The 20,194-nt window shown below is 42.4% G+C and carries 17 protein-coding genes; all 17 read right to left on the bottom strand.

Translation table 11 applies throughout. The features are described 5' to 3' along the window. Positions 1-12: 12 nt before the first annotated feature. Positions 13-375, bottom strand: coding sequence for a hypothetical protein (locus H7844_09705; protein ID MEO5357556.1), 363 nt, complete (start codon positions 373-375; stop codon positions 13-15). A 77-nt stretch (positions 376-452) separates the two neighbouring features. Further along, positions 453-3,866: a CHASE2 domain-containing protein gene (locus H7844_09710; protein MEO5357557.1), complete on the bottom strand. Its 3,414-nt coding sequence runs from the start codon at positions 3,864-3,866 to the stop codon at positions 453-455. A gap of 1 nt (position 3,867) precedes the next feature. After that, positions 3,868-7,284 carry a CHASE2 domain-containing protein gene (locus H7844_09715; GenBank protein MEO5357558.1) on the bottom strand — a complete coding sequence of 1,139 codons (3,417 nt, stop codon included), beginning with the start codon at positions 7,282-7,284 and terminating at the stop codon, positions 3,868-3,870. A 422-nt stretch (positions 7,285-7,706) separates the two neighbouring features. After that, on the bottom strand, positions 7,707-8,441 hold the full coding sequence (locus H7844_09720) for a radical SAM protein (GenBank protein ID MEO5357559.1): 735 nt from the start codon (positions 8,439-8,441) through the stop codon (positions 7,707-7,709). Positions 8,442-8,501: 60 nt separating this feature from the next. Further along, positions 8,502-9,179, bottom strand: coding sequence for an OmpA family protein (locus H7844_09725; GenBank protein MEO5357560.1), 678 nt, complete (start codon positions 9,177-9,179; stop codon positions 8,502-8,504). Positions 9,180-9,191: 12 nt separating this feature from the next. Continuing rightward, positions 9,192-10,004 carry a MotA/TolQ/ExbB proton channel family protein gene (locus tag H7844_09730; GenBank protein ID MEO5357561.1) on the bottom strand — a complete coding sequence of 271 codons (813 nt, stop codon included), beginning with the start codon at positions 10,002-10,004 and terminating at the stop codon, positions 9,192-9,194. A gap of 378 nt (positions 10,005-10,382) precedes the next feature. Continuing rightward, entirely contained in the window at positions 10,383-10,820 is a 438-nt protein-coding gene (locus H7844_09735) for a hypothetical protein (protein MEO5357562.1), read from the bottom strand. Positions 10,821-10,922: 102 nt separating this feature from the next. Then, entirely contained in the window at positions 10,923-11,897 is a 975-nt protein-coding gene (locus tag H7844_09740) for a glycosyltransferase family 2 protein (protein MEO5357563.1), read from the bottom strand. Further along, a complete protein-coding gene (locus H7844_09745; protein ID MEO5357564.1) occupies positions 11,839-12,651 on the bottom strand; it encodes a glycosyltransferase family 2 protein in 813 nt (270 codons plus the stop codon). The genes H7844_09740 and H7844_09745 overlap by 59 nt, the downstream gene beginning before the upstream one ends. Before the next feature lie 23 nt (positions 12,652-12,674). Continuing rightward, positions 12,675-13,826 carry a glycosyltransferase family 4 protein gene (locus tag H7844_09750; GenBank protein MEO5357565.1) on the bottom strand — a complete coding sequence of 384 codons (1,152 nt, stop codon included), beginning with the start codon at positions 13,824-13,826 and terminating at the stop codon, positions 12,675-12,677. Then, positions 13,823-15,004 carry an O-antigen ligase family protein gene (locus H7844_09755; GenBank protein MEO5357566.1) on the bottom strand — a complete coding sequence of 394 codons (1,182 nt, stop codon included), beginning with the start codon at positions 15,002-15,004 and terminating at the stop codon, positions 13,823-13,825. The genes H7844_09750 and H7844_09755 overlap by 4 nt, the downstream gene beginning before the upstream one ends. 218 nt (positions 15,005-15,222) lie before the next feature. Then, positions 15,223-15,453: a type II toxin-antitoxin system HicA family toxin gene (locus H7844_09760; GenBank protein ID MEO5357567.1), complete on the bottom strand. Its 231-nt coding sequence runs from the start codon at positions 15,451-15,453 to the stop codon at positions 15,223-15,225. 3 nt (positions 15,454-15,456) lie between these two features. Then, positions 15,457-15,726, bottom strand: coding sequence for a hypothetical protein (locus tag H7844_09765; GenBank protein MEO5357568.1), 270 nt, complete (start codon positions 15,724-15,726; stop codon positions 15,457-15,459). Between the two features lie 298 nt (positions 15,727-16,024). Further along, positions 16,025-16,417 (bottom strand): response regulator, encoded by a 393-nt coding sequence (locus H7844_09770; GenBank protein ID MEO5357569.1) that lies wholly within the window; start codon positions 16,415-16,417, stop codon positions 16,025-16,027. Beyond that, a complete protein-coding gene (locus H7844_09775; GenBank protein MEO5357570.1) occupies positions 16,414-18,078 on the bottom strand; it encodes a PAS domain S-box protein in 1,665 nt (554 codons plus the stop codon). Before H7844_09775 ends, H7844_09770 begins: the two co-directional genes overlap by 4 nt. A 111-nt stretch (positions 18,079-18,189) precedes the next feature. Then, positions 18,190-18,957 (bottom strand): hypothetical protein, encoded by a 768-nt coding sequence (locus H7844_09780; protein ID MEO5357571.1) that lies wholly within the window; start codon positions 18,955-18,957, stop codon positions 18,190-18,192. 31 nt (positions 18,958-18,988) lie between these two features. Beyond that, positions 18,989-20,191, bottom strand: a complete 1,203-nt coding sequence (locus H7844_09785; protein ID MEO5357572.1) for a radical SAM protein — start codon at positions 20,189-20,191, stop codon at positions 18,989-18,991. Between the last annotated feature and the right edge of the window lie 3 nt (positions 20,192-20,194).

Here is a 20,194-nt window from a genome sequence, read left to right on the forward strand (position 1 = left end):
AGTACAGCTTAGCTACGGAGCCGGCACCCATGGACGCGGCGGAAACCCTGCACGGGGCACAACCCAAAAAGGCACCGGAAACCACGGGACCCACACAACAGTCTCAACAACTGCAACGCGGGGAGCTGCATAACGGCGTTTCTTAGGGGGCGGCGGCGGATAATAACCCGGTGGCTCAGGTACCGGTAAATCCGGCGCTACATAGTAACGCCTGGGCGGCGGATAATGCGCCGGTGGTCCCGGGGGCGGTGCCCAGTACGGCGGCGGCGCTGCCGGGGGCGGATACGGAGGCGGAAATGCCTCTGCCACCGTGCTTAACAACATAGTGATTAACACTGCCGCCGTTACAAAAACTGTTATCTTCTTTAACATCATCTCCATACACCTCCTCTTTACAGGCGCTGTGATTATATTTTAAACCGCCTAAGTTAAATAGTCAAGCAAATACTGCATCATCCCTCCTGCCATAGACCTTGCCATGTGGAATCAGGGGGGGAAATCAGTAGCTGTTTGATAGTGTTTAGATATTTGACACTTGGGCCGTCTTGCGGGTCTATTGAGAGACAGAGATTGAAATTCTTTGCAGCCTCGTGCCAATTCCTGTTGTAGTAGTGTTGCTGAGCGGCGGTGAATAGCTGTAACAGTTCTTTTTTCCTTTCATCAACCGTACACAAGTTAGACATCAGTTGGTGGAAGTTCTCAGGGTGCTTTTTCAGTTTTAATGTAAATTGTTTAAGGCGTTCATTTATCCTGCGTTCTTTAGTTTTCATTTCAAGTGTTATTGCTCCGGTCTCTGTGTTGCCGGAGGGTTTAGTCAGCAGTTCCTTCAGATGGTTTGAAAGCTCAGTTGCAATATGGTCGCCCGCTTCAGCAAACAGAATTCTTTTTTCAACAGATTGCAGCTTTTTCTCAAGAATATCCACAGTGCTGTAGAGGGAATCTGAAAGGGTACGTTCACCCCTGTCCTTTAGCTTTTTTAAATAAGGGGCTGCTATCATAACATTTTTACGCATTTCGGAAATTTTTTCTTTCCATGCAGCCGTTGTGCTTGTTTCAGTTTGTACAGAAGCGGCACCACCGTGCTCATCGTATTGTTTAATCTTCAAAAGAAGATTTCTAATATCTCTTTCAATCTCAGCCATGTTTAGAATATCACCCAGTTTCATATACTCTACGGCATCTGTGGTAAGCTCTGAAAACAGAGTCTTAACATCAGTTAAAAACTCTGAGTCCGGCAGCTCTTTTTTAGAGAAATAATCATGATAGCCTATAACTTTCTCCGGCCTCATTTTACTTAATGAATTAAAAATAAGTTCAGGGATTGGCTTACTTTTCCAGTACTCAAGGAATCTCTCCCGCTTCCAGCCGGCAACCTCATATATCCCCACAGGCGCCCCTCCATGCCCTCTCTCAAGCACTCCCAGATAACGTGCCTCGACATATTCCTTTACGAGTTCAAAGGTGCTCTGTGACATCATAATCCATGTATCAAAAATCTTATTGGCAGGCTCAAGCTCCTCGGCAACAGTGACGGCATCCCCCATGGCAGTATATTGCATGTGATTGTATGAACCCATGTTGCCTGCGGATATATCCCCGGAGTTTATACCCATTCGGGCGGTTATCTTCACTCCGTACTTTATGGCTATCATGCGCTGAATGACTTTTAACTCCTCCTGGCTGTAAAGAGCCGAGTAGCAGCACTTCCATGCGTGGTCCTCATCGGTAAGGGGAATGCCGAAGTCAGCCTTTATAGCATCTCCCTCATACTTATCCACGTAGCCGTTGTAGGACATTATAATATTGCTCATCGGAGTGAGATAGATATTAAGAATATCGGCAAGCTCACGGCTTGTTACGCCCTCAGATATAGTAGTAAAGCCGGATACATCGGAAGAGAACATTGTTGCGTGCTTTTTCTCACCACCCAGATTAAATTTTTCAGGGTTTTTCTCAATCAGTTTTAACACTTCGGGTGATACCATGGTAGAGAACATTTTGCGGATTTTTTGACGCTCCATTCTTTCCCTTATATACCTGTAGAGCACCCCTGAGAGGAAGGTAAGCACAATAGCGACAGTTGTTTGAAATATAGGCAGGAGTAAACCTTTCATGGTAAAAAGGTACCAGTCAACAGCAGCACAACCTGCGGTAACAGCCAGTGCTATCGGGCCGCTTCTAAGCGGACTGAAAAACATGACTACCGTCAGCACTACTATTACCAATATGAAATTCAGAGAATATTTAAGCCACAGAGGGCAGTCTGTCAAAAACCGGCCGGTCATAATCGTGTTTAGTACATTTGGCATAAGATCAAGCATTGGGTGGCGCCACATAAAAGGGGTTGGATTCATTGCGGCCAAAGCAGTGGCAGTCAGGCCGTAAAATACTATTTTATCTCTAAAAAAAACCGGTGATATGACTGTGTGTTTTCCATTGATGTCATTCACAGGTATATGAAAATACAGGGGTCTTACGCTGAAGACATCATTTCTTCCAATATGATAAACCATTATGTTATAGGATTCAGCTAAACTCATTGATTCAACATCGCTATCAGTAAAAGACAGCTCTGTAATAACGTCATCAAAAGAGGGGAGCACTTTATGCTCCTCATGTTTTTTTACAATATGATTGTTAAATTTAATTTGTTTAGCTATAGAGAGCCACAAATCATCATCAGGGTCACCTCCCATTGCCTTAATGGCGCCTGTTATCGACATGCTGTTATCAACAATATTTTGTTCGATTAAAAAGGCTGTAAAGACACGGCCTATAATATTATCTACCTCATCTTTTGTTAAATAAGGAATCTCAGCGAGTTCTGTTTCCAGTTTTTGCACTGCCTCATCGTCAATAAAGGTAAATTTCATTAATTCCTTTTTTGCGTTATGAAAAGCGGCAAAAAATGAGACCACCTTGAAGGGCAGACGCATAAACGAATCTTTGTTGCCGCCGGCCCAGTTGATATTCATTCGGCCTTCCTTATCAACAGGAATCTTTATAGATGATTGTTCTCCTTTAAGTTCTATATAGTTACTGTTTTCTGTGTTAACATCCTTCATGTTTAAAAGCTTACGTGCAAGGTTAAGCGGGAGCGATTCGTAGAGCATATATGGGTAGTAGGCAAGCAGTGGATACTTTCTGACTACTCCGTCATTAGAAATCAGGATTTGGTTAAAACCGCCGCCTTCCATACTTTTCATGATAATTTCCTTAGGGGTCAGTATGCCGGTAGCTAACGGGAAGTTCCCCTGATTGCCTTTAATGCCGATTTTTTGAGAGAGAAGCTCCAACCGCTTTTTTTCAACCTCTGTTGCCCGTGCTTTGTTTTTTAAGGAGCTGACGAAACCATGTTTTTCATCAAACTCAGGAATGTTGAAATGTATGTCTATGTAGGCATTGCCGTTTTTCTTTATACTGTCAAGCAGGTACGATTCATAATCGGGCATTGCGGAATTTATATCTTTTTTCTCATAAGCGCTACGGATTCTATTTTTTACACCTTCTACAGCACCACGGTCAATGTCGTTATTACTGTCTTGTGAGAAATCAATGCCTGTAAAAACAATCCCCTGAACACCGTAGTTAGTAAGAAAATTCACAATATCGCCGTGGATGTTCCATGGCCACGGCCACCGCCCTGTAACATCTAAGGCCCCATCGTCAATATCAATGCTTATAATGTCGGGATTTATTTTAATCTTAGGCCGTAACTGAAATTTTACATTTAAAATCTTATATTCAACAGGATCAAATGTGCCCAGCCACGTCAGCAGTGTCAAAGCCATGGAAACTAAAAGTCCAAGGGCTGCCGGCATAACCATCTTTCCGTACTTTTGAGCTGATAATAATATCTTTTTCATTTTATTTTTTCGTCTGAATAAATTCACCCTGCCATGATGACGGAGGCGGGAATTCTTTAAATGATTCGATTCGTTTAATAAACGACCGGCTTGGCGGGTCTTCAGCCAGCTCCGCCTCAGAGAGCATAAACATCTCTGTAGCCTCATTCCATTTTCTTTGGAAGTACAACTGCAACCCCGCCTCATAGTGCACTTTGGACTTTAATGCCTCAGGTGAGGGACTGCCAAGATGGGCTGCCATCTCATGGTATGCTTCAGGTTTCAGTTGAAGATTATTGTAAAAAGCCTCCACAATGGTTCTCAGCTTTGCCTGCCCCTCAATTAGTGACATGTTGAGTTTTTGACGCCGCCCCTCAAGAGCCCCTTTTACACCTTGCTGCATAAAGCTTTCCACATCGGCAATACACTCCGCCACAATTTCACCGCCGGAATGTTCTTTTAAATTAAACCGGTTTTGGAACATCCTGGTTTTTGTAAACAAACTGTCACATTCTAATGAGAGTTCATCGAGAGTGTTGCTATCTGCATGGTTTATCCCTGCAGGGTCTGAGATTATATTTATTATACCGCTTAACTCGGCAACTATTCCGGAGAGCACATCGTCATCAGCCGGATGCGGTTTAAACCCTCTATTGAAAAGTTTTGTCATCTTGTGCCTTATTGATTTAAGGGCAATCTCTATGTTCAGAAATTCAATTTCCCATTCCAGCACCAGAATATCAGCGGCTAAAGGCATGTTAGTGTCAAAAAAACCAAAGATGTCGTTAGCCGTTTCAAAGCCGGTTTTTTCAAAGCGTTCTTTCCATACCTCCCTGTAGCAAAAAAACTTCTCAGGTGAGCATCTCAACCATAGGTATTTTACAAATTGCGGCACAGGTTTTGATTTATAAAAGTCCTTGTATGCCTCAGTAACCCATCCAAGGACTTCATAGATTGCCGTGGGTCTGGTTTTTCCTTTTAGCAGCAGTTTGTCGAGCATTCTAAGGTGCACATAGTCTTTTATCTCTGAAATCGTGTCCTCTCCGGTAAGGGCATTTTTAGCATTATAGATAAAATTAGCAGCCATAAACCTTGCTGAGACGTTAACCGAATCCCCCATGACAGTATATTGGAATTTTCTCTCAGAGCCCATATTCCCTGCCGAGACATATCCAAAATTAAACCCCATCGAGACTGATACCGGCAAGCCGTAACGCATAAAGACAAAGCGCCTGAAAGCCTCGATGTCGAGGTTCTGTTCGACAGTGGCAAAGGCGCACTTCAGAGCACAAAGCGGGTCATCCAGAGGCACTCCGAAGTCAGCCATAATTACGTGCCCCTCGTACTTATCTATGTAGCCGTCATAGGATGTAATTATTTCGCTGTTGGGAGATAAGTATATGCTTAAAAGAGCAGGAAGTTCATCTGGAGAGACGCCTTTAATTACATCCGATATTCCTTGTATGAGGGAAAAAAACGTTGTCACCGCTTTTCTTTCACCAGTCAAAGAGAATTTGTCAGGGTTATTTTCCATCACTTTTAATACTGATGGCGATACCATTTTAGAAAATATAAGCCTCACCCTCTTTCTTTCAAAAAACGCTTCGATATACCTAAGCAACGCTACAACAAAAAACGTAGAAACGACAGCCGCCACAGGCACTATCCAGTCAAACCAATAACCTTTTGTAACCCACAATCTATATGTTACAGCCACATAACCGGCAGCCAAAATAAGGGTGGCAGGTAAAGCCGCCTGAAGTACCAAAGCAGTGCCAAGGAGCCCAGTTATGACAGCTAAAATTATGGTTATGGCATAAGTGTAGGCCTCAGGGACGTGTCTTAGGAAGTTGCCTGTTAAAATGGTATTTAGTGCATTTAGATGGTAAGAGACCATCGGGGAGCTTCTTTCAAAAGGAGAGGGGTTAAGATCAATCGTGTTGGTGCCGGTAAGGCCTGTCATAAAGATTTTGTCTTTCAGGTCTGTGGGAGAAAACGGTGTAGCCACGCCGTTTTTATTTACCGGAAGTGTTTGTGGAAAATAATAAGGGTAAATGTTTGTAAGCCTGGTGGCAAAAGTCTGCATGTTTTTAAATATTTCAGACAGATTGGAGGCATCTTTCACATCAGGCCTGGTTTTTATAAAATCCTCTAAAGTAATGGAGGGCTTCTGTGTGAGAGCTTTCTCAATTTCAAAGGCCACTCTGATTTCCCGTATGTCTTTTTTAAGGCTGTCTTGACCATTGTAGCTCTTCAGAGTATCAAATATCGTGTTGTCGTCCTGTCCTGATTCAATAAGTTTAGAAATAAACAGGGCATTGGTAATTTTTTTAGAGATTTTAGAGCTATCCTCAGCACTAACAAGGCTCTCCTCATTAATGGCTGCTTTTATTTTGGTTTCAAGCTCATTAAACTCCCCGGCTGCCGGTTTACCGCCCCAATTCCTTGCCTCCTCTTTTGCCTTTATGACGGCATAGTAGTACGAAATGTGTTTAAAGGGTATATGTATGAAGGTATCATTAAATTTACCACTCCAGTTGAGGAGCATCTGGGAGTGTTTATCCAGAGGGATTGTTATATCGGTACGCACTGAGTCTGTGAGGCTTTTAGCGTTTCTTAAAATTAAAGACTCACCGGGAGTGATCTTCATCTCCTCCAATTTAAAGTCTAAAACATTTGAGAGCATGGACAGTATCAAGGGATAGGCCACCATGTTGTCGTAGTACCGGAACATTGCATAGTTTCTGACCACGGAGTCCTTATCAAGACCGGGTTGAGCAAACCCTAATCCCTTTGATGCCGTGATAAACTCAGACAGCGGCGGTATTACACTTATATCTTTAAGCAGGTAGTTTTGAAGGTTAGGAGAGCTCTGCAAAAATGTTTCTTGCAACAGGTTCAAAGAGACCTTTTGAGCGTCCGTCAGTTGTGATTTTAACTTAGTTGTTTTCAGAAGTACACTTTTTATGTCCTTAACATCGCCTCCTTTGTCATCTCTTTGGGTAAAGTAAGCAAGGTAAACAATTGCAGAATTTTTCATTGCCTCTGCAAGCTCCCTGTCATAATCCTTAAATGAACTCTCTACCACACGGTTGAACTGCTCAGAATTAGGGGTGGTCTCAGTAGACACGTAATTTCTTATTTTTTCCGGGAAGAAACGTACATTTTCCTTTTCCACAAAAAACACATCAAAACCGACAGCTCCGGCGCCATAAAAACCGAGCGTGTTGATAAGAGCGACATGTCTCATCCTAGGCCATGGCCACTGCCCAAAGAGTGCCAGTGATTCATCGTCAAAATCAATAAAACCCAACTGGTTGGATGTTGCAACAGGCGGCCTCATACGGTATCTGAGGTCAAGAGTGTAGAGTTCAAAACCGGTTGGTATTTTGAAAAAACCTGAAATAATCGAAACTATAGCAATTATCAGAGCTATCAAAATTCCCTGTATATACTTCCCTGATTTTATTTTAGAAATTCCTGTTTGCATAGTTTTAACAGGGTAATCTTAACAAAAAATACAGGAGTATAGCAATTTATAAAGAGGCGGTAATTATAGCAATGTTCAGAATTCCGTTCATTATTTCTGAAAACTAAGATTGCCACGTCGCTATCGCTCCTCGCAATGACGGATAAAATAATACTGCAAAAACAAGCACATAACGTCATTGCGAGGGATGAAATCCCGTGGCAATCACATCTTCTTACAAAATCAATATGAACATACTTTTGAATTTCACTATATAACGGCAACTGTAGCTATGTACACGGTGTCCACGAGACAGGCGGGTTTGTAAAAAAAAAGGCGGCAAGTAAAACTTACCGCCCTGAAGGGGGGTAATGAACTAGGAGGTAAACATGTTAAATAAGGCCCTCAAGGCTCTCTTTCAGCCTCTCCAAAATATCTTTGACGTAATTTTTGTCGTTCCACTGACTGTAACCTAACTCCTTATACAAGCTTAAGTTTTTATGTGATACGGAGTTACTATGGTTTATGATAACCTTATTTGTATATGGACGCACCTTTTCAGCCAGCTTTTCAGGATTCATCGGCAACATGGGGTCTATCTTAACACAAGTGTTTATGCCGGCCTCGTGCAGTGTTTTAAGAATGTTTATGCGTACTGCTATAGGGGAGGCCTTAGGCTCAAACGCCCTTCTCACTATATCACTATCCGTTGTAATGGTTATACCGACCTCCAGACTCTCCAATCTGCTAAGCACATCTACGTCTCTTAATATCAACGGTGATTTTGTGAATAATTCAACAGGGAACTGGTATGGCAGGAGTGCCTCCATACAACTCCTCGTAATTTTGTATCTGCCCTCAACAGGCTGATAGGGGTCTGCGTTAGCGCTTATTCTTACAAGCCCGCGCTCAGCGTTGGGCAGCTCACGCCTTAAGACCTCGGCACAATTTACCTTAATAATGTTAACACCCTGTCCCCACGTGTCCCCATAACCGCTACTGCTTGTGTCGCAATACCGGCACCCATTGGCGCAAGCACTGTATGGATTTAAAAAGTAATCCACCCCTTTTAACTGACTCCGTTTAAGTGCTGATTTTGCAGATATTTTTTCAATTTTTGCCGCCATATTAAATCCTCTCCTTAATAAATATTTTCATAATATCTTTATTCGATAGTAATGTATTTTTCAATTTTTTTCAGTCTCTTGTATGCCGGCATCCCGCAGGCGGATTTCCACCCTTCTGTTAAGTGCCCTGTGCTCCGGTGTATCGTTAGGGGCAACCGGACGTTCCTCTGCATTGCCCTTTACGTAAAACCTTGATGCCTCTATCGAGTGCATATTTGTAAAGTATTTCAACACACTTGTTGCCCTGGCAGTAGAGAGTTCCCAGTTAGACGGATACTGCCGGTTTTTTATGGGAACGTTATCAGTGTGGCCGTCTATTTCTATTATAAAAGATGGATACTTTTTTATTATTTCTGCGACAGAATCTAAAACACCTGCGGAGTCCTGTAAAATCTCAGCATTTGCCGGTTCAAACGTAACACGCTCTCTCATTGTTATTACGACTTCATTGTTTTTTGACGCCACGGTTACATCGTTTTGCAGGTTGAGTTCTTTTATGGCGGAGTTTAGCGATTGTGCCGCCTCTGAGCTGCTGTCTTTAACCGTTTCACCATTTTGCACTTTCTTTAAAGTCCCCTGATTAGCGGCTCTCTCCAGTGCCTTTTCCTTGTTTCTTGTGATAATAAAAAACATGACAAAGCACACCAAAAGCAATGACATCAAATCGGTCATTGTAATCAGCCAGAGGTTTTCATCCCCTGAGGACTTTGAATTAGCAATAAGTTTTTTGTAAGACATCCGCCATAGCTCCTAACGGGAGGTCTCTCCAAAGGCCAAAGCCTTGTCGTAGTTGTTTTTGGAGTAGATAATCTCATCAATATCCTCGTATCTGCTCAGGCGTTCTTCTATCTTAGAGGGGTGCTCCATTGATGATATAGCAACAACGCCCTCAATGGTAACATTCATAAGGCTCTCGGATGTCAGTGCATAGTCTCTGAGCTTAGCACTGAGAGGCAGCGCAATGAGGTTAGCTAAAACCACGCCGTAAAAGGTTGACATCAGTGCTACCGCCATGAGAGGGGCAAGGGCGTCTATGGAGTCAAAATTCTTAAATAATTTTATTAGACTAATAACCGTACCGGTAAGACCCAGAGACGGGGTAAGCCTCGATATAGTTTTAAGCACATTCTGACTGAAATTCAAATTAACCATTCTGTCGGTCATTTCACGATCCATGATTTCCCTTATGGCTCTTTCACTGTGATTATTGACTACAAGGGTAAGGCCAAAGCGCAGGAAATCGTCCTTAACATTTCCCTCCGTCATTTCCTCAAGCTCACGGATTCCCTTAGTGCGGTTAACCACAGCACACTCTATAATTTCCGCAACCAGCTCATTTCTCTCAGTGTTTTCACGGAATGACTGTATTATATCTTTGACTGTATTTTTAATCCGGTCTATAGGAAATGCCAGAAACATACCGACAACCGTGCCGCCTATAACAATAACGAGGGCGTCGGCATTTAAGAATACGCCTATTCCCATTCCCTTAAACACTGAAAACACTACCGCCGAAAGTACTCCGGCTATTACTGTAAATGATAACAAGTTCATTGCTTTCATCTGAACCTCCTCTGCTTTTCTTAACCAACTAACTTGCAAGTATTGTGCCAATGTATTAAATACAAGCTGTTAAGCCAAATGACAGGGTTTCCGGCACTAACTGCTTTGGAAAAATTTTCCCGCCAACCGTGAAATTCCTGCATTTCCCCTATGGTCAAAAAACTGTTAGGTGTCAAAAAAACTGTTAATCTATGCAAAGGCAGCATTACAGCTGTATGTTTTTCCGGGATTTTTCATGCTGGTTGGCCTCGGGTTAAGAGGAACTCTCTAAACCATGGTACGAGTTTACACTTGCGAAACAGCAACTGTTTCAAACGACTTTCATTACTGTAGAGGGTGTAAAAAAAGTGCAATAGCGAGAAAACTACAGCGGTATAACTACTTAATAACCTTTTCTTTCCTGAGAACGTCTTTTATCTTACTTTCAAGGTTGGTGTCGAGCCAACTGGTTATAAGCCCCTGAAACCCCTCTCTGTCTAAAATATAAACGGCGGGATTATTCTTGAGCTCATCTTTCAAAAGCATCTTAAATTCATCCCTGTCCGGTTTTTTAGCTACATCATGCTTAACTTCTTTAAGCTCCTCAGCCATACGGTCCTGTTTTTCGGCCATGCGCTTTTGCTCTTCCACCACACTTGTAAGCACAACAGCCATACTGTCCTGCCTTTCAGCCATGCGGTCCTGTTTTTCGGCCATGCGCTTTTGTTCGACCTTCATTTCCTCCATATCTCTGACCACGGGAGCAATCACTTCCTTCATTGCTTCTATTATATCTTCTTTGGTTATTACCACTTCTTTGGCAATAATATCTTTCATCTGCATCACCATAGCCTTAATATAACAAAAAACCAAAAGTCAGGTCAAATATTTTTTTGCAGCAGTAACAATGACGATAAACTCCAGCCCTCGTGTATGTTTCTATGTCAAGGGCTTTTCAAAATTGTATGATTCTTTAATAATATAAACCGGACGGCTCTTAACCTCGAGATATATTTTTCCCACGTACTCGCTTAACACCCCTATAAACATCAGCTGTATCCCCCCAAACATATAAAGAGGCAGCACTGTGGAGGCCCAGCCGGGAATAGCGTTACCATGTATTTTGGTTAAAATCGTCCAGAAAACAAGCCCCAGGGCAGCCAGAAAGTTTAGAAACCCTAGTATAAACGCAAGCCGAAGCGGGAAATTGGAAAATGACGTTATCCCCTCTACTGCAAAAGAGAGCATCTTTCTGAGCGGATACTTGGTCTCACCGGCAAAACGCTTTTCTCTCTTATAATGCACAATGCCCGGAGTAAATCTCATGTTGGGAAACATCCCTCTCAAAAAACGGTTCACTTCTCTGTATCTTTTAAATTCATTAAGCGCAGTTTTTGAAATAAGACGGTAATCGGCATGGTCATATATAAGGTTAACACCCATAAGTCGCATAAATATATAAAAAAACCTTGCAGTGAAACGTTTAAAGAAGGTATCCTCCTCACGGCTCTTTCTCACTCCATAGACTATGTCAAACCCCTCGTAGTGTTTTAATACCATTTCCTCAATTGCCTCAGGCGGGTCCTGCAAATCTGCGTCAAGTGAGACGGCCATGTCCCCAGAGGCTGCATGAAGACCGGCTGTCAGTGCAGGCTGATGGCCAAAATTGCCGCTTAACGATATTACTTTCACTTTCCTGTCCTTTTCACTTATTGCCCTGAGCTCCCTAAGCGTTGCATCCGCTGAGCCGTCATCCACATAGATTATCTCGTAATCTTTAATCAGCCCACTCTCTACATATGAGCTGACAAGAGTAGTGAGCCTGCCATAAACCTCATGAATCACAAGCTCTTCATTATAACAGGGTATGACTATGCTTAGTGTCTTTGCAGTTTTTTGATTCATAGTACTCATCAGTTAACTTAGCACCTCTTTTCTCCCATGCTTTCAGATATTTTAGAAAAGTGTTTACAGCATATAGCAGCGCAAGGATAAAACCATGCAGGCCGTCAAGAAACCCAAGGGCAACTATGTACATTTTTATAAAAGTTGCAGGGGGCTTTAATGCTAAAGCAAAAAAACCAGGCTCTTTACCGGATTTTGATATCTCTCTTGCCGAAAGGGTTGAGTAGTTATCCATCTTCTTTATAAAATCACCTATGCTCTCATATGTGTAATGTACTATCGGATTTTTCAAATAACCCAATTTGCCGTTAACTATGATTTTTTCGTGAACTTCACGCTCCTGAAACCTTCCCTCCCCGTTTCTGAATAACCTCAGCACATGGTCGGGGCTCCAGCCGCCATGCCGTATCCACCGGCCTAAAAAGAAGTTTTTCCTAGCCACATAGTAACCGTCAAAAACCTCGTCTCTCTCTGTTGCCGCCGCTATCTCTGAAACCAATCCCTGTGTTATCCTCTCATCCGCATCCAAAACAAAAACCCACGGCAGTGTTGCATACCCTATGGCTGTTTGTTTTTGCATGGCATAGCCCCTCCACGACTGAACGTAAACCCTTGCGTTATAAGACTTGCAGATTTCCACAGTTGCATCAGTGCTGCCACTGTCAACAACAATAATCTCACCTGCCGCCATAGCACTCCTTAGTGCCCCCTCTATGTTGTGCTGCTCATTGTTTGTAATAATTGCAACTGAAACGTTTTTCAAAAAAACTCCCTCTTCCGGTATTGTCACTGCACTGGTGAATTATAAATTACACGGTTAATAAAATCAATGATTCCACCTGCTCTTTTTTCATAAGTGTAGCTGCGGGCAAGCTCTCTGCTGTTTTGCGCAAGTGTGCCGGAAGTGGTTTCATCACTCAATAAGGCTTTAGTTTTAGCTATAAGGTCCTGCAAATTCCCGGGCATAAACAACATTGCACAGTGCCCATGAGTCAACACCTCACTTATCCCAGGCAGGTTTGCCGCCACTATCGGAACCCCTGCCGCCATGTACTCAAACATCTTTAGAGGCGAGGTGTATTTTGAAATCTCACTCTGGATGTTGGGAATAAAAGACAGTTTGGCGTCTTTTAAGAGCCCATTTATCTTATCATGAGGAAGATGCCCTGAAAACGTTATCCGGTTTGATACGCCAAGGTCTTTTGCAAATTGTTTAAGCTCATCAAGGCGCTCTCCACCGCCTGCAATAACAAGATTCTCATCAGGCAGATACTTCATTGCCTCTATTAAGAGGTCAATGCCCTTCCACTTATACAAAGAGCCGGAGTAAAAAAGAAAACGCTTAGCACCCTTCTTTTCACTAAAGAAATCTTCTCTTACCGCATCCGGTACTGTAGAGGATGTGTTGGCGGGCAAACCGAAAATTGAGATTATATCATCTTTTAGTTTATGTGAGATTGCAATAAAACCGTCTGATTCTTTGTATATTTTCATCTCCAGCCGCTTCAGAGCTGCTTGTCTGGAGTTTTTTTCCGTGCTCAGATGGAAAATCTCATGAGCCTCAAAAATCACAGGCATTTTAAAAAGTCCCTTAAGAGAAAGTATGAAACCTGCCGGCTTTGGGTGCCTTACCACAATAACCCCTGTGTTTTTACGTTTATACAGATAACAGGCAAGGGCTAAATTAAACAGCGCCGATATGGAGACGGAAAGGGGCCCGGATTTTCTTAAGATCGGTAAAAAAACGATTTCAAACCCTGGATTTGGGGTTAAGTTAAAGCGTTGTAATATATCATTTTGATTAATGCCATGGATTTTGCCGCTTATGAGTTTAACGTTGACGCCTTGTTTTGACAAGGCATATGCGGTATTTACGATTTGAATAAACCTTGCATTTGTACCGTTTAACATCTCCGGGACCGGGTAAAAAATTGTCATATCCTGTTTGATGCTTTATCGCTTAAGGAGCCGGCCATAGCTAAGAGTATGCTCATATTTATAATGTTTCCCTCAAAGAAGAAAACACGCATTATGATTTCCGCCGCCAATGCCGAGAGTATTGCAATAGCAGTGAAATTGGGCGTGCCGATAACATCTGATTTTATTGTAAGCAAACGGATTATCGCCCAAAGAACGGCTGCGGCAAAAAGAAATATTCCGGCAGTGCCCTGCATAAAGAAGACAGTTAAAAACACGTTATCCGGCCACTTTGGCGGCAGCATCGGAGCACCTGTGGTTGCGGCTGTTTTTGTATATCTGTCCTGCATCAAAGCAGTATCAATACCGTGGCCTGTAATTAAGCTGTCTTTGGAGATATCCACTGTTGTTTTCCATGTATTTAACCTCATGGAAACAAGAGTTTTCTCCATGATATGGTCCCTGACGTGGTCAAGTTGTACGGGGTAAAATCTAAAAAGTACAAGAACCACTATAGCCGATAAAACAATTAACTTTACGGAGAAAAATCTCTTTTCTTTTAAAAAAGCGCTCCAGATAAAACCTGCACATAAAGCAGCGACCAGTGAGGCTCTGACGCCGATAAAGAACAGCCCTGCAATAGAAAACATAGCAATTATAAACCATAAAACCCCCTTTACTCCCTTTCCATCGGCATACTGAACAAACATAAAGGGTAGAAAAAATGTAGCCGTCAAAGAGAGGTTCCTGGCAGTGTCATAATCAATCCAACTTGTGGATGGCATAGCGGCTCTGGATATAAAAACAGTATAAAAAAAACGTATAACTCCCAGAAGGGCTAAAATCGTGCAAAGCAATTTTATCTTGTCCTTTCCGTTAAAGGCGGTGGCTAACATGGCATAAAGCATGACAGGCATTAAGTACATGGTATAGAGAGGCAATAAAATCTTAGCAGACGGGCTGTTACCTGAGAAAGAGGAGGAAACAACAGCAGAAAAGAAAAGCAATATAAGGGAAACAAACGTGACGTTTTTCCATCTGAAACCTAAGCTGAACGTTACAAGGGACAGAAGACACCAGGCTGCCAGCGATGTATAAAGTGAAATGTTTCGGTATCTTTCATAGCCGTCAAAAAAAAGAAACACTATAAACAGTATTGTACCTATCCGCAGTATGGTAAGAAAAATATCCTTCAACATTGTACTTCTCCTTTTTATTATCCATCTTATGCGCTACAACAGTCACTATATAAAATAAAAGGCTCCCCACAAATAAGCAGCTCAATTAAGAAAGAATATAGTTATACCAAGTAGCCTTCAATAGTTATCTTGTTTTCAAGCCCTTAGAAAGTACATCTGTGCTCATAAGAATGTCTGTCTCCCCATTCATAAAGCTGTCAACTTTATTCCAGTCTGGATTAGACTTTAACCAGCAGCTGAAAATAGCTGTCTCTTGATATGCCGGCTGTTGTCAAGTTGTTTTTAATGATTGATATCGGCACCTCATCGTATGCAGGAATAACAACAGGTCTTGAAACTCCTTCTTTAACGTAAGACCGGTGGCTCCCTTCCTGCCTTGCAAAACTAAAACCTGCGGCAAGAAAGACTTTCTCAAGTGTCCTCCATGATACTGGTGTTATTCTGGACATTTTTCAGACAGCAACTGCAGTTGAATGCCTCTCTGTAGCAATCCACATGGGACAAACCCAGTTCCCATCCTGGAACTCATAACCACTTTCTTCCAGTATAACGCTAACTGTTCCTATATCTGATGCCGTTGTAAGGAAAAGGAGCACCGCCTCATCTAAAGCCTTTCGTGCATCTTCCGGCGTCCTGCCTGAACTCATAACATCCAGCGGCATTGCATGGGCTATAAACTGAGTGCCTTCTTTCCAAATATGAACTGTGTATTCGATATCCATAAAAAAAGTCCCCCCGCAGGTTTAACTGTAACACTAATGCTATGCTAACACAAACACTAAAATAAATCAAAAATTTCCCTTACGCTCAAAAGCAACTGTTATACTTCTCATAAAGATCGCTTAATACCAAACGTCTAACTTCGTTGGCTTCGTCAAAAGCTCCGGGGCAACCCACCCTAAAGGGGAATCCGGGGAGGCGTCCCCTTCTACTTGCCGCCTGTGTTTACTTCTGACTGCAACTATATACTATCTTTGTTTTTTAGTTTTCTTCAGACAGTACACTCCAAAGAAACTCACATCAAGTGCCTGTCTTAAGCCCCAAACAATGTAAAACACTCTGAAGCAACTTATCCACAACTATAGGTTTTACAACATTGTCGCATACCTTTCCGCTTAAGTGATATTGATCATTATAGGCGGTGGTAATAATTATTTGCTGTGAGGCGTTTATCTCCAATATCTTGTCAATCATTGTCAATCCGCCCATTACCGGCATCTCCACATCGGCTATTACTATATCAATCTCATTGCAGTTATCTCTGTAAATTTTAAGCCCTTCCCTGCCGTTTTCCGCCTCATAGACTTTAGCAAATTTTCTCCTGAGCATACGTCCAAGTATTTTTCTAAGCAGCTCATCGTTGTCCACACACAGCACCGTTAACGTTTTTAATAGTTCATTATCTGATTTCATAACTCTATCCTGAACTCACACCATCCATCAACACTTTTTACTGAAATGGCGCCGTTGATACTCTTTTCTATAATTACTTTTGAAATATACAAACCTAAACCTGTCCCCCTTGACTTATCTTTAGTTGTAAAATAGGGATCAAAAATTTTACCAATAATGCCCTTATCTACTCCACCACCATTGTCTGCAATAGTTATCACTATTTTGTCAATAGCAGTATCCTTATAAGCCCTTATTCTGATGATACCATTAATGACATGTCTGTCTTCAAAAACGTCCTTAATGTTAGTTAAAATGTTTAGTATGACCTGAGCAAACTCGCCCTTATAAAGATTAACTGTCAATACATCATCAAGCTCTTTTTCTATAATAACGTTTTTAAGTGCAGGATTACCAACAATAAGCGACAACGTGTTGTTTATTACCTCTGCGATATTAAATTGCATTTGTTGCGGCTTTTTTATATAGTAGTTTCTGAAGTTGTCAATAGTGGATGATAAACCCATAACCTCAGAGACAATCGTTGAGATATTCTTTTCTAAATATTCCGCGGTAAATTCCCCATGCAAATGGGTGTCTCTAATATCTTGAACCAATGCAGCTATTGCGCTAAGGGGTTGCCTCCACTGATGGGCAATATTTACTAACAGCTCGCCCATTGCTATGTGCCTTGACTGCTCATACATAAGCTGATCTTTACGTCTGCTGTTTTCAACTTCAGTTATATCCCTTAATGTTCCCGTAAAAAAAACATCTTCTTTAATCTTCCACATTGCAAGTGAAATTTCAATTGGAAACTCTTCACCATTGCTTTTTAATCCAACCATTTCAAATGTCCTGCCAACAAGATTGGATGTGCCGGTAAGCTTAAATCTTCTTAATCCCTCATGATGTCTCTTATGAAATCGCTCCGGTATTATCACTATAATCGGACGGTTTAGTACCTCAGCGGCTGAAAACCCGAATATTTTCTCTGCCGCTTTATTCCAATAAATTATATGTTCATTTTCATCGATAGACACGATAGCGTCATTTGCCGTTTCAACTATGGAGCGCAGCCTCAGTTCACTGCTCTCAAGCAAATCAAGGTTTCTGCTGTTAAGTAAAGATATTGCTGCATACTCACCAAAGGCGAGTGCGAGCCTTGCATCCCTGTCATTAAATCCACCTTTTTTGTTTGCAAGCCCAATAACTCCGACTGCTTTGCCATCAATGATTAAGGGTGAAAACATTACATTGTCTAACCTCATATGGCCCTTAGGCATATAATTCTTCCATGAACTGTTTTTAAAATTATTATCATATACAACCTGAGAGTTCCGGTATGCAACCTCCCGAAGGCCTCGTATAGGCATTGGTAATGATGGATCCACGGTGCAAGGCATCCCTCCGGCATCCAGAAACAAAACTTCGTTTTCACTCCCATCCTTAGTCAACAGTGCCACATACCCCGCAGTGGCTCCTGTTATTTCTTTACATGCATCGAAAATGGCTCTGGCCGCATCAGCAAACTCCTTATACTGCAACACAGCCCGTGAGCCGCAAAGTAGCGCCGAAATCTCCTCCTCAACACGCTTACGCTCCGCAATCTCCTTTTTCAGCTCGTTATTAGCGTTTTGTAATTTTTCAACTAATTCAGCTTCGTTATTTAGTACATCCACATGAAACTCCTCAATATGCCAACCTGAAAATCAACCGTTAACCTAATTATAGTACAATTAAGACGATTTATGAAATATAAACAGCAACAGTTTAAACTTTAAGAAAAAGCCCTATACAGAGCCGCTCTTAGGCACCATAGCCCTTGACCACGGAGATTTGTCATGCACCTCTTCCACCCTTATTAAGTATCCAAACGGATAATCCGGCTGAAATATATGAAACTTGTCAAACTCAAAGAGCTTTCTTGAGGCAAGCAGGTATCTGTAGTAAACACTGTCCTGCTCAAGTATTTCAATAGCGCCGTTTACCTGAAAACTTATATAAGATATTGCGCCGTGCATCCCCATATGCGGTTGTTGCACGGATTTGTGATGTTCTGCTGAATGCGGCTGCTCAATCTTGTGCATCTGTTGTGCGGGTTGTACCTGAGTCTCTTCCATTCCGACATAAAGAAGACTAGTATGACCGTTGTTTTTTATATTTTTCAGCGCTTTACCACTAAATATCTCAAGACCGCCAAGAAACGATGGGTCAAAATTGCCGGGGTTACCATAGAGCGCTTCAACCGCCTCAATCCGCTCATTAATTGTTTCAAAATGGGGGCGTGACCTTGTATTTGCCGCCACTGACTCAAATAAATCTATGAAATGCTCAAGTTGTCCGCTTTTAGGGATTAGTCCGATTCCCTTTACAGTCATATTAACCGGATACTTTGACTCTGTATCATCCTCAGGCCATGTAACCATAACGGGCAAATGTGCAGAAAAATACCTTAGCGGTCTTCCGCCTCGCAGTTCATTTATAAACTTAAGCCTCGATGAGGCAAGCCAGTTTAGACAACGCTCCGGCAGCCTGGTAACACTAAGAGCTTCTTTCATCAGTTAATCCTTTCTTCATAATCAATATATATTAAGGACGTCCGTGTTTTCCGTGCATCTTTGAAAAATCGTGTGATTTTATTTCCTCCACAAAAGCCTCAGTGATTACACCGACACCTTTCTCTCTTGCTTTCTTCTCTATTACTCCTATAACCATTTTTCTAATAAAAGCAGGCACTTTGTCCATTCTCTGAAGTGCAGTGCTTTCCCATTCAATATCTGATTTAAATTCCTCTTTTATTGTAATTTTCTCTTTACCCAGGGGTTCGTAAAGACACAGCGGATCTTCAGCCATGAAGTCGCCTTTTTCGGCCAGAGCCCTTGCCCTGCAACCGCCGCATATTTCCGTATATTCACATATGCCGCATCTGCCGCCGTAAATCCCGTCTCTGAGGGTTTGAAGTTTTTGAGACTTTGACCAAAGCTCATCTATACCGGTCTCTTTGACATTTCCAATGCTGTCTTCCATGTACGGACACGGAGTAACATTTCCCAAAGGGTCAATTCTCATGTATGAGCGTCCGGCAAGGCAACCACGCGTACCCTCCGGTAATCTCACCCCATCCTCATGAAGCACCCTGTAGATGTGCGGGGCGCATCGCGCCCTGATCATTGTCCTTGTCTCGGTCTTAGAGCGTTTAACGAGTTCCTTTATTGCGTATTCGTAGTTTTGAACCGATATGAAAGTCCTCATGGCCCTTCCTGTGCAAACAAGGAAAAAGAAATTCAACGCCCTTGCCCCTAAACTTACCGCTAACTCAATAAATTTATCTATCTCGCCGTAGTTATCATCGGTCAGAGTGACGTCCACTTGAGTTTCTATTGACAACTCCTTTGCGGCTTTCAAACATTCTATGGAAAGTTCCCAGGCACCCTTAAAGTTGCGAAACGCATTATGGCTCTCCGGGTTGGTGGAATCAATGCTGACGCCGATACCTTTTAACCCGGCACGATGTAATTCCATCAATTTCTCCCTGCTTAGGAGGGTACCATTTGTACCCAGCACCGTTATAAAGCCGGCATCGGAGCAATATCCCACTATGTCGCAGATGTCATCCCTTAGAAGCGGCTCACCCCCTGTAAGGACTATCATCATAGCCTGGTTAAGCAACGAAAGCCCGGTTACCACCTCTTTAGCCTCAGCGGTAGTGAGTTCCCCTGCACTGCGGCATCCGGCGTCCATGTAGCAGTGTGGACAGGAAAGATTGCACCCGCTTGTCAGATTCCAGGACACTAT

The organism is Nitrospirae bacterium YQR-1 (assembly GCA_039908095.1).
GTDB lineage: Bacteria > Nitrospirota > Thermodesulfovibrionia > Thermodesulfovibrionales > Magnetobacteriaceae > Magnetomonas.

Coding starts and splice junctions, on each gene's coding strand:
- H7844_09730 (MEO5357561.1), bottom strand. CDS start 10,004: ATGAAAGCAATGAACTTGTTATCATTTACAGTAATAGCCGGAGTACTT.
- H7844_09710 (MEO5357557.1), bottom strand. CDS start 3,866: ATGAAAAAGATATTATTATCAGCTCAAAAGTACGGAAAGATGGTTATG.
- H7844_09750 (MEO5357565.1), bottom strand. CDS start 13,826: ATGACAATTTTTTACCCGGTCCCGGAGATGTTAAACGGTACAAATGCA.
- H7844_09760 (MEO5357567.1), bottom strand. CDS start 15,453: ATGTCCAGAATAACACCAGTATCATGGAGGACACTTGAGAAAGTCTTT.
- H7844_09705 (MEO5357556.1), bottom strand. CDS start 375: ATGATGTTAAAGAAGATAACAGTTTTTGTAACGGCGGCAGTGTTAATC.
- H7844_09735 (MEO5357562.1), bottom strand. CDS start 10,820: ATGAAAGATATTATTGCCAAAGAAGTGGTAATAACCAAAGAAGATATA.
- H7844_09755 (MEO5357566.1), bottom strand. CDS start 15,004: ATGTTGAAGGATATTTTTCTTACCATACTGCGGATAGGTACAATACTG.
- H7844_09725 (MEO5357560.1), bottom strand. CDS start 9,179: ATGTCTTACAAAAAACTTATTGCTAATTCAAAGTCCTCAGGGGATGAA.
- H7844_09720 (MEO5357559.1), bottom strand. CDS start 8,441: ATGGCGGCAAAAATTGAAAAAATATCTGCAAAATCAGCACTTAAACGG.
- H7844_09770 (MEO5357569.1), bottom strand. CDS start 16,417: ATGAAATCAGATAATGAACTATTAAAAACGTTAACGGTGCTGTGTGTG.
- H7844_09740 (MEO5357563.1), bottom strand. CDS start 11,897: ATGAGTACTATGAATCAAAAAACTGCAAAGACACTAAGCATAGTCATA.
- H7844_09765 (MEO5357568.1), bottom strand. CDS start 15,726: ATGGATATCGAATACACAGTTCATATTTGGAAAGAAGGCACTCAGTTT.
- H7844_09780 (MEO5357571.1), bottom strand. CDS start 18,957: ATGAAAGAAGCTCTTAGTGTTACCAGGCTGCCGGAGCGTTGTCTAAAC.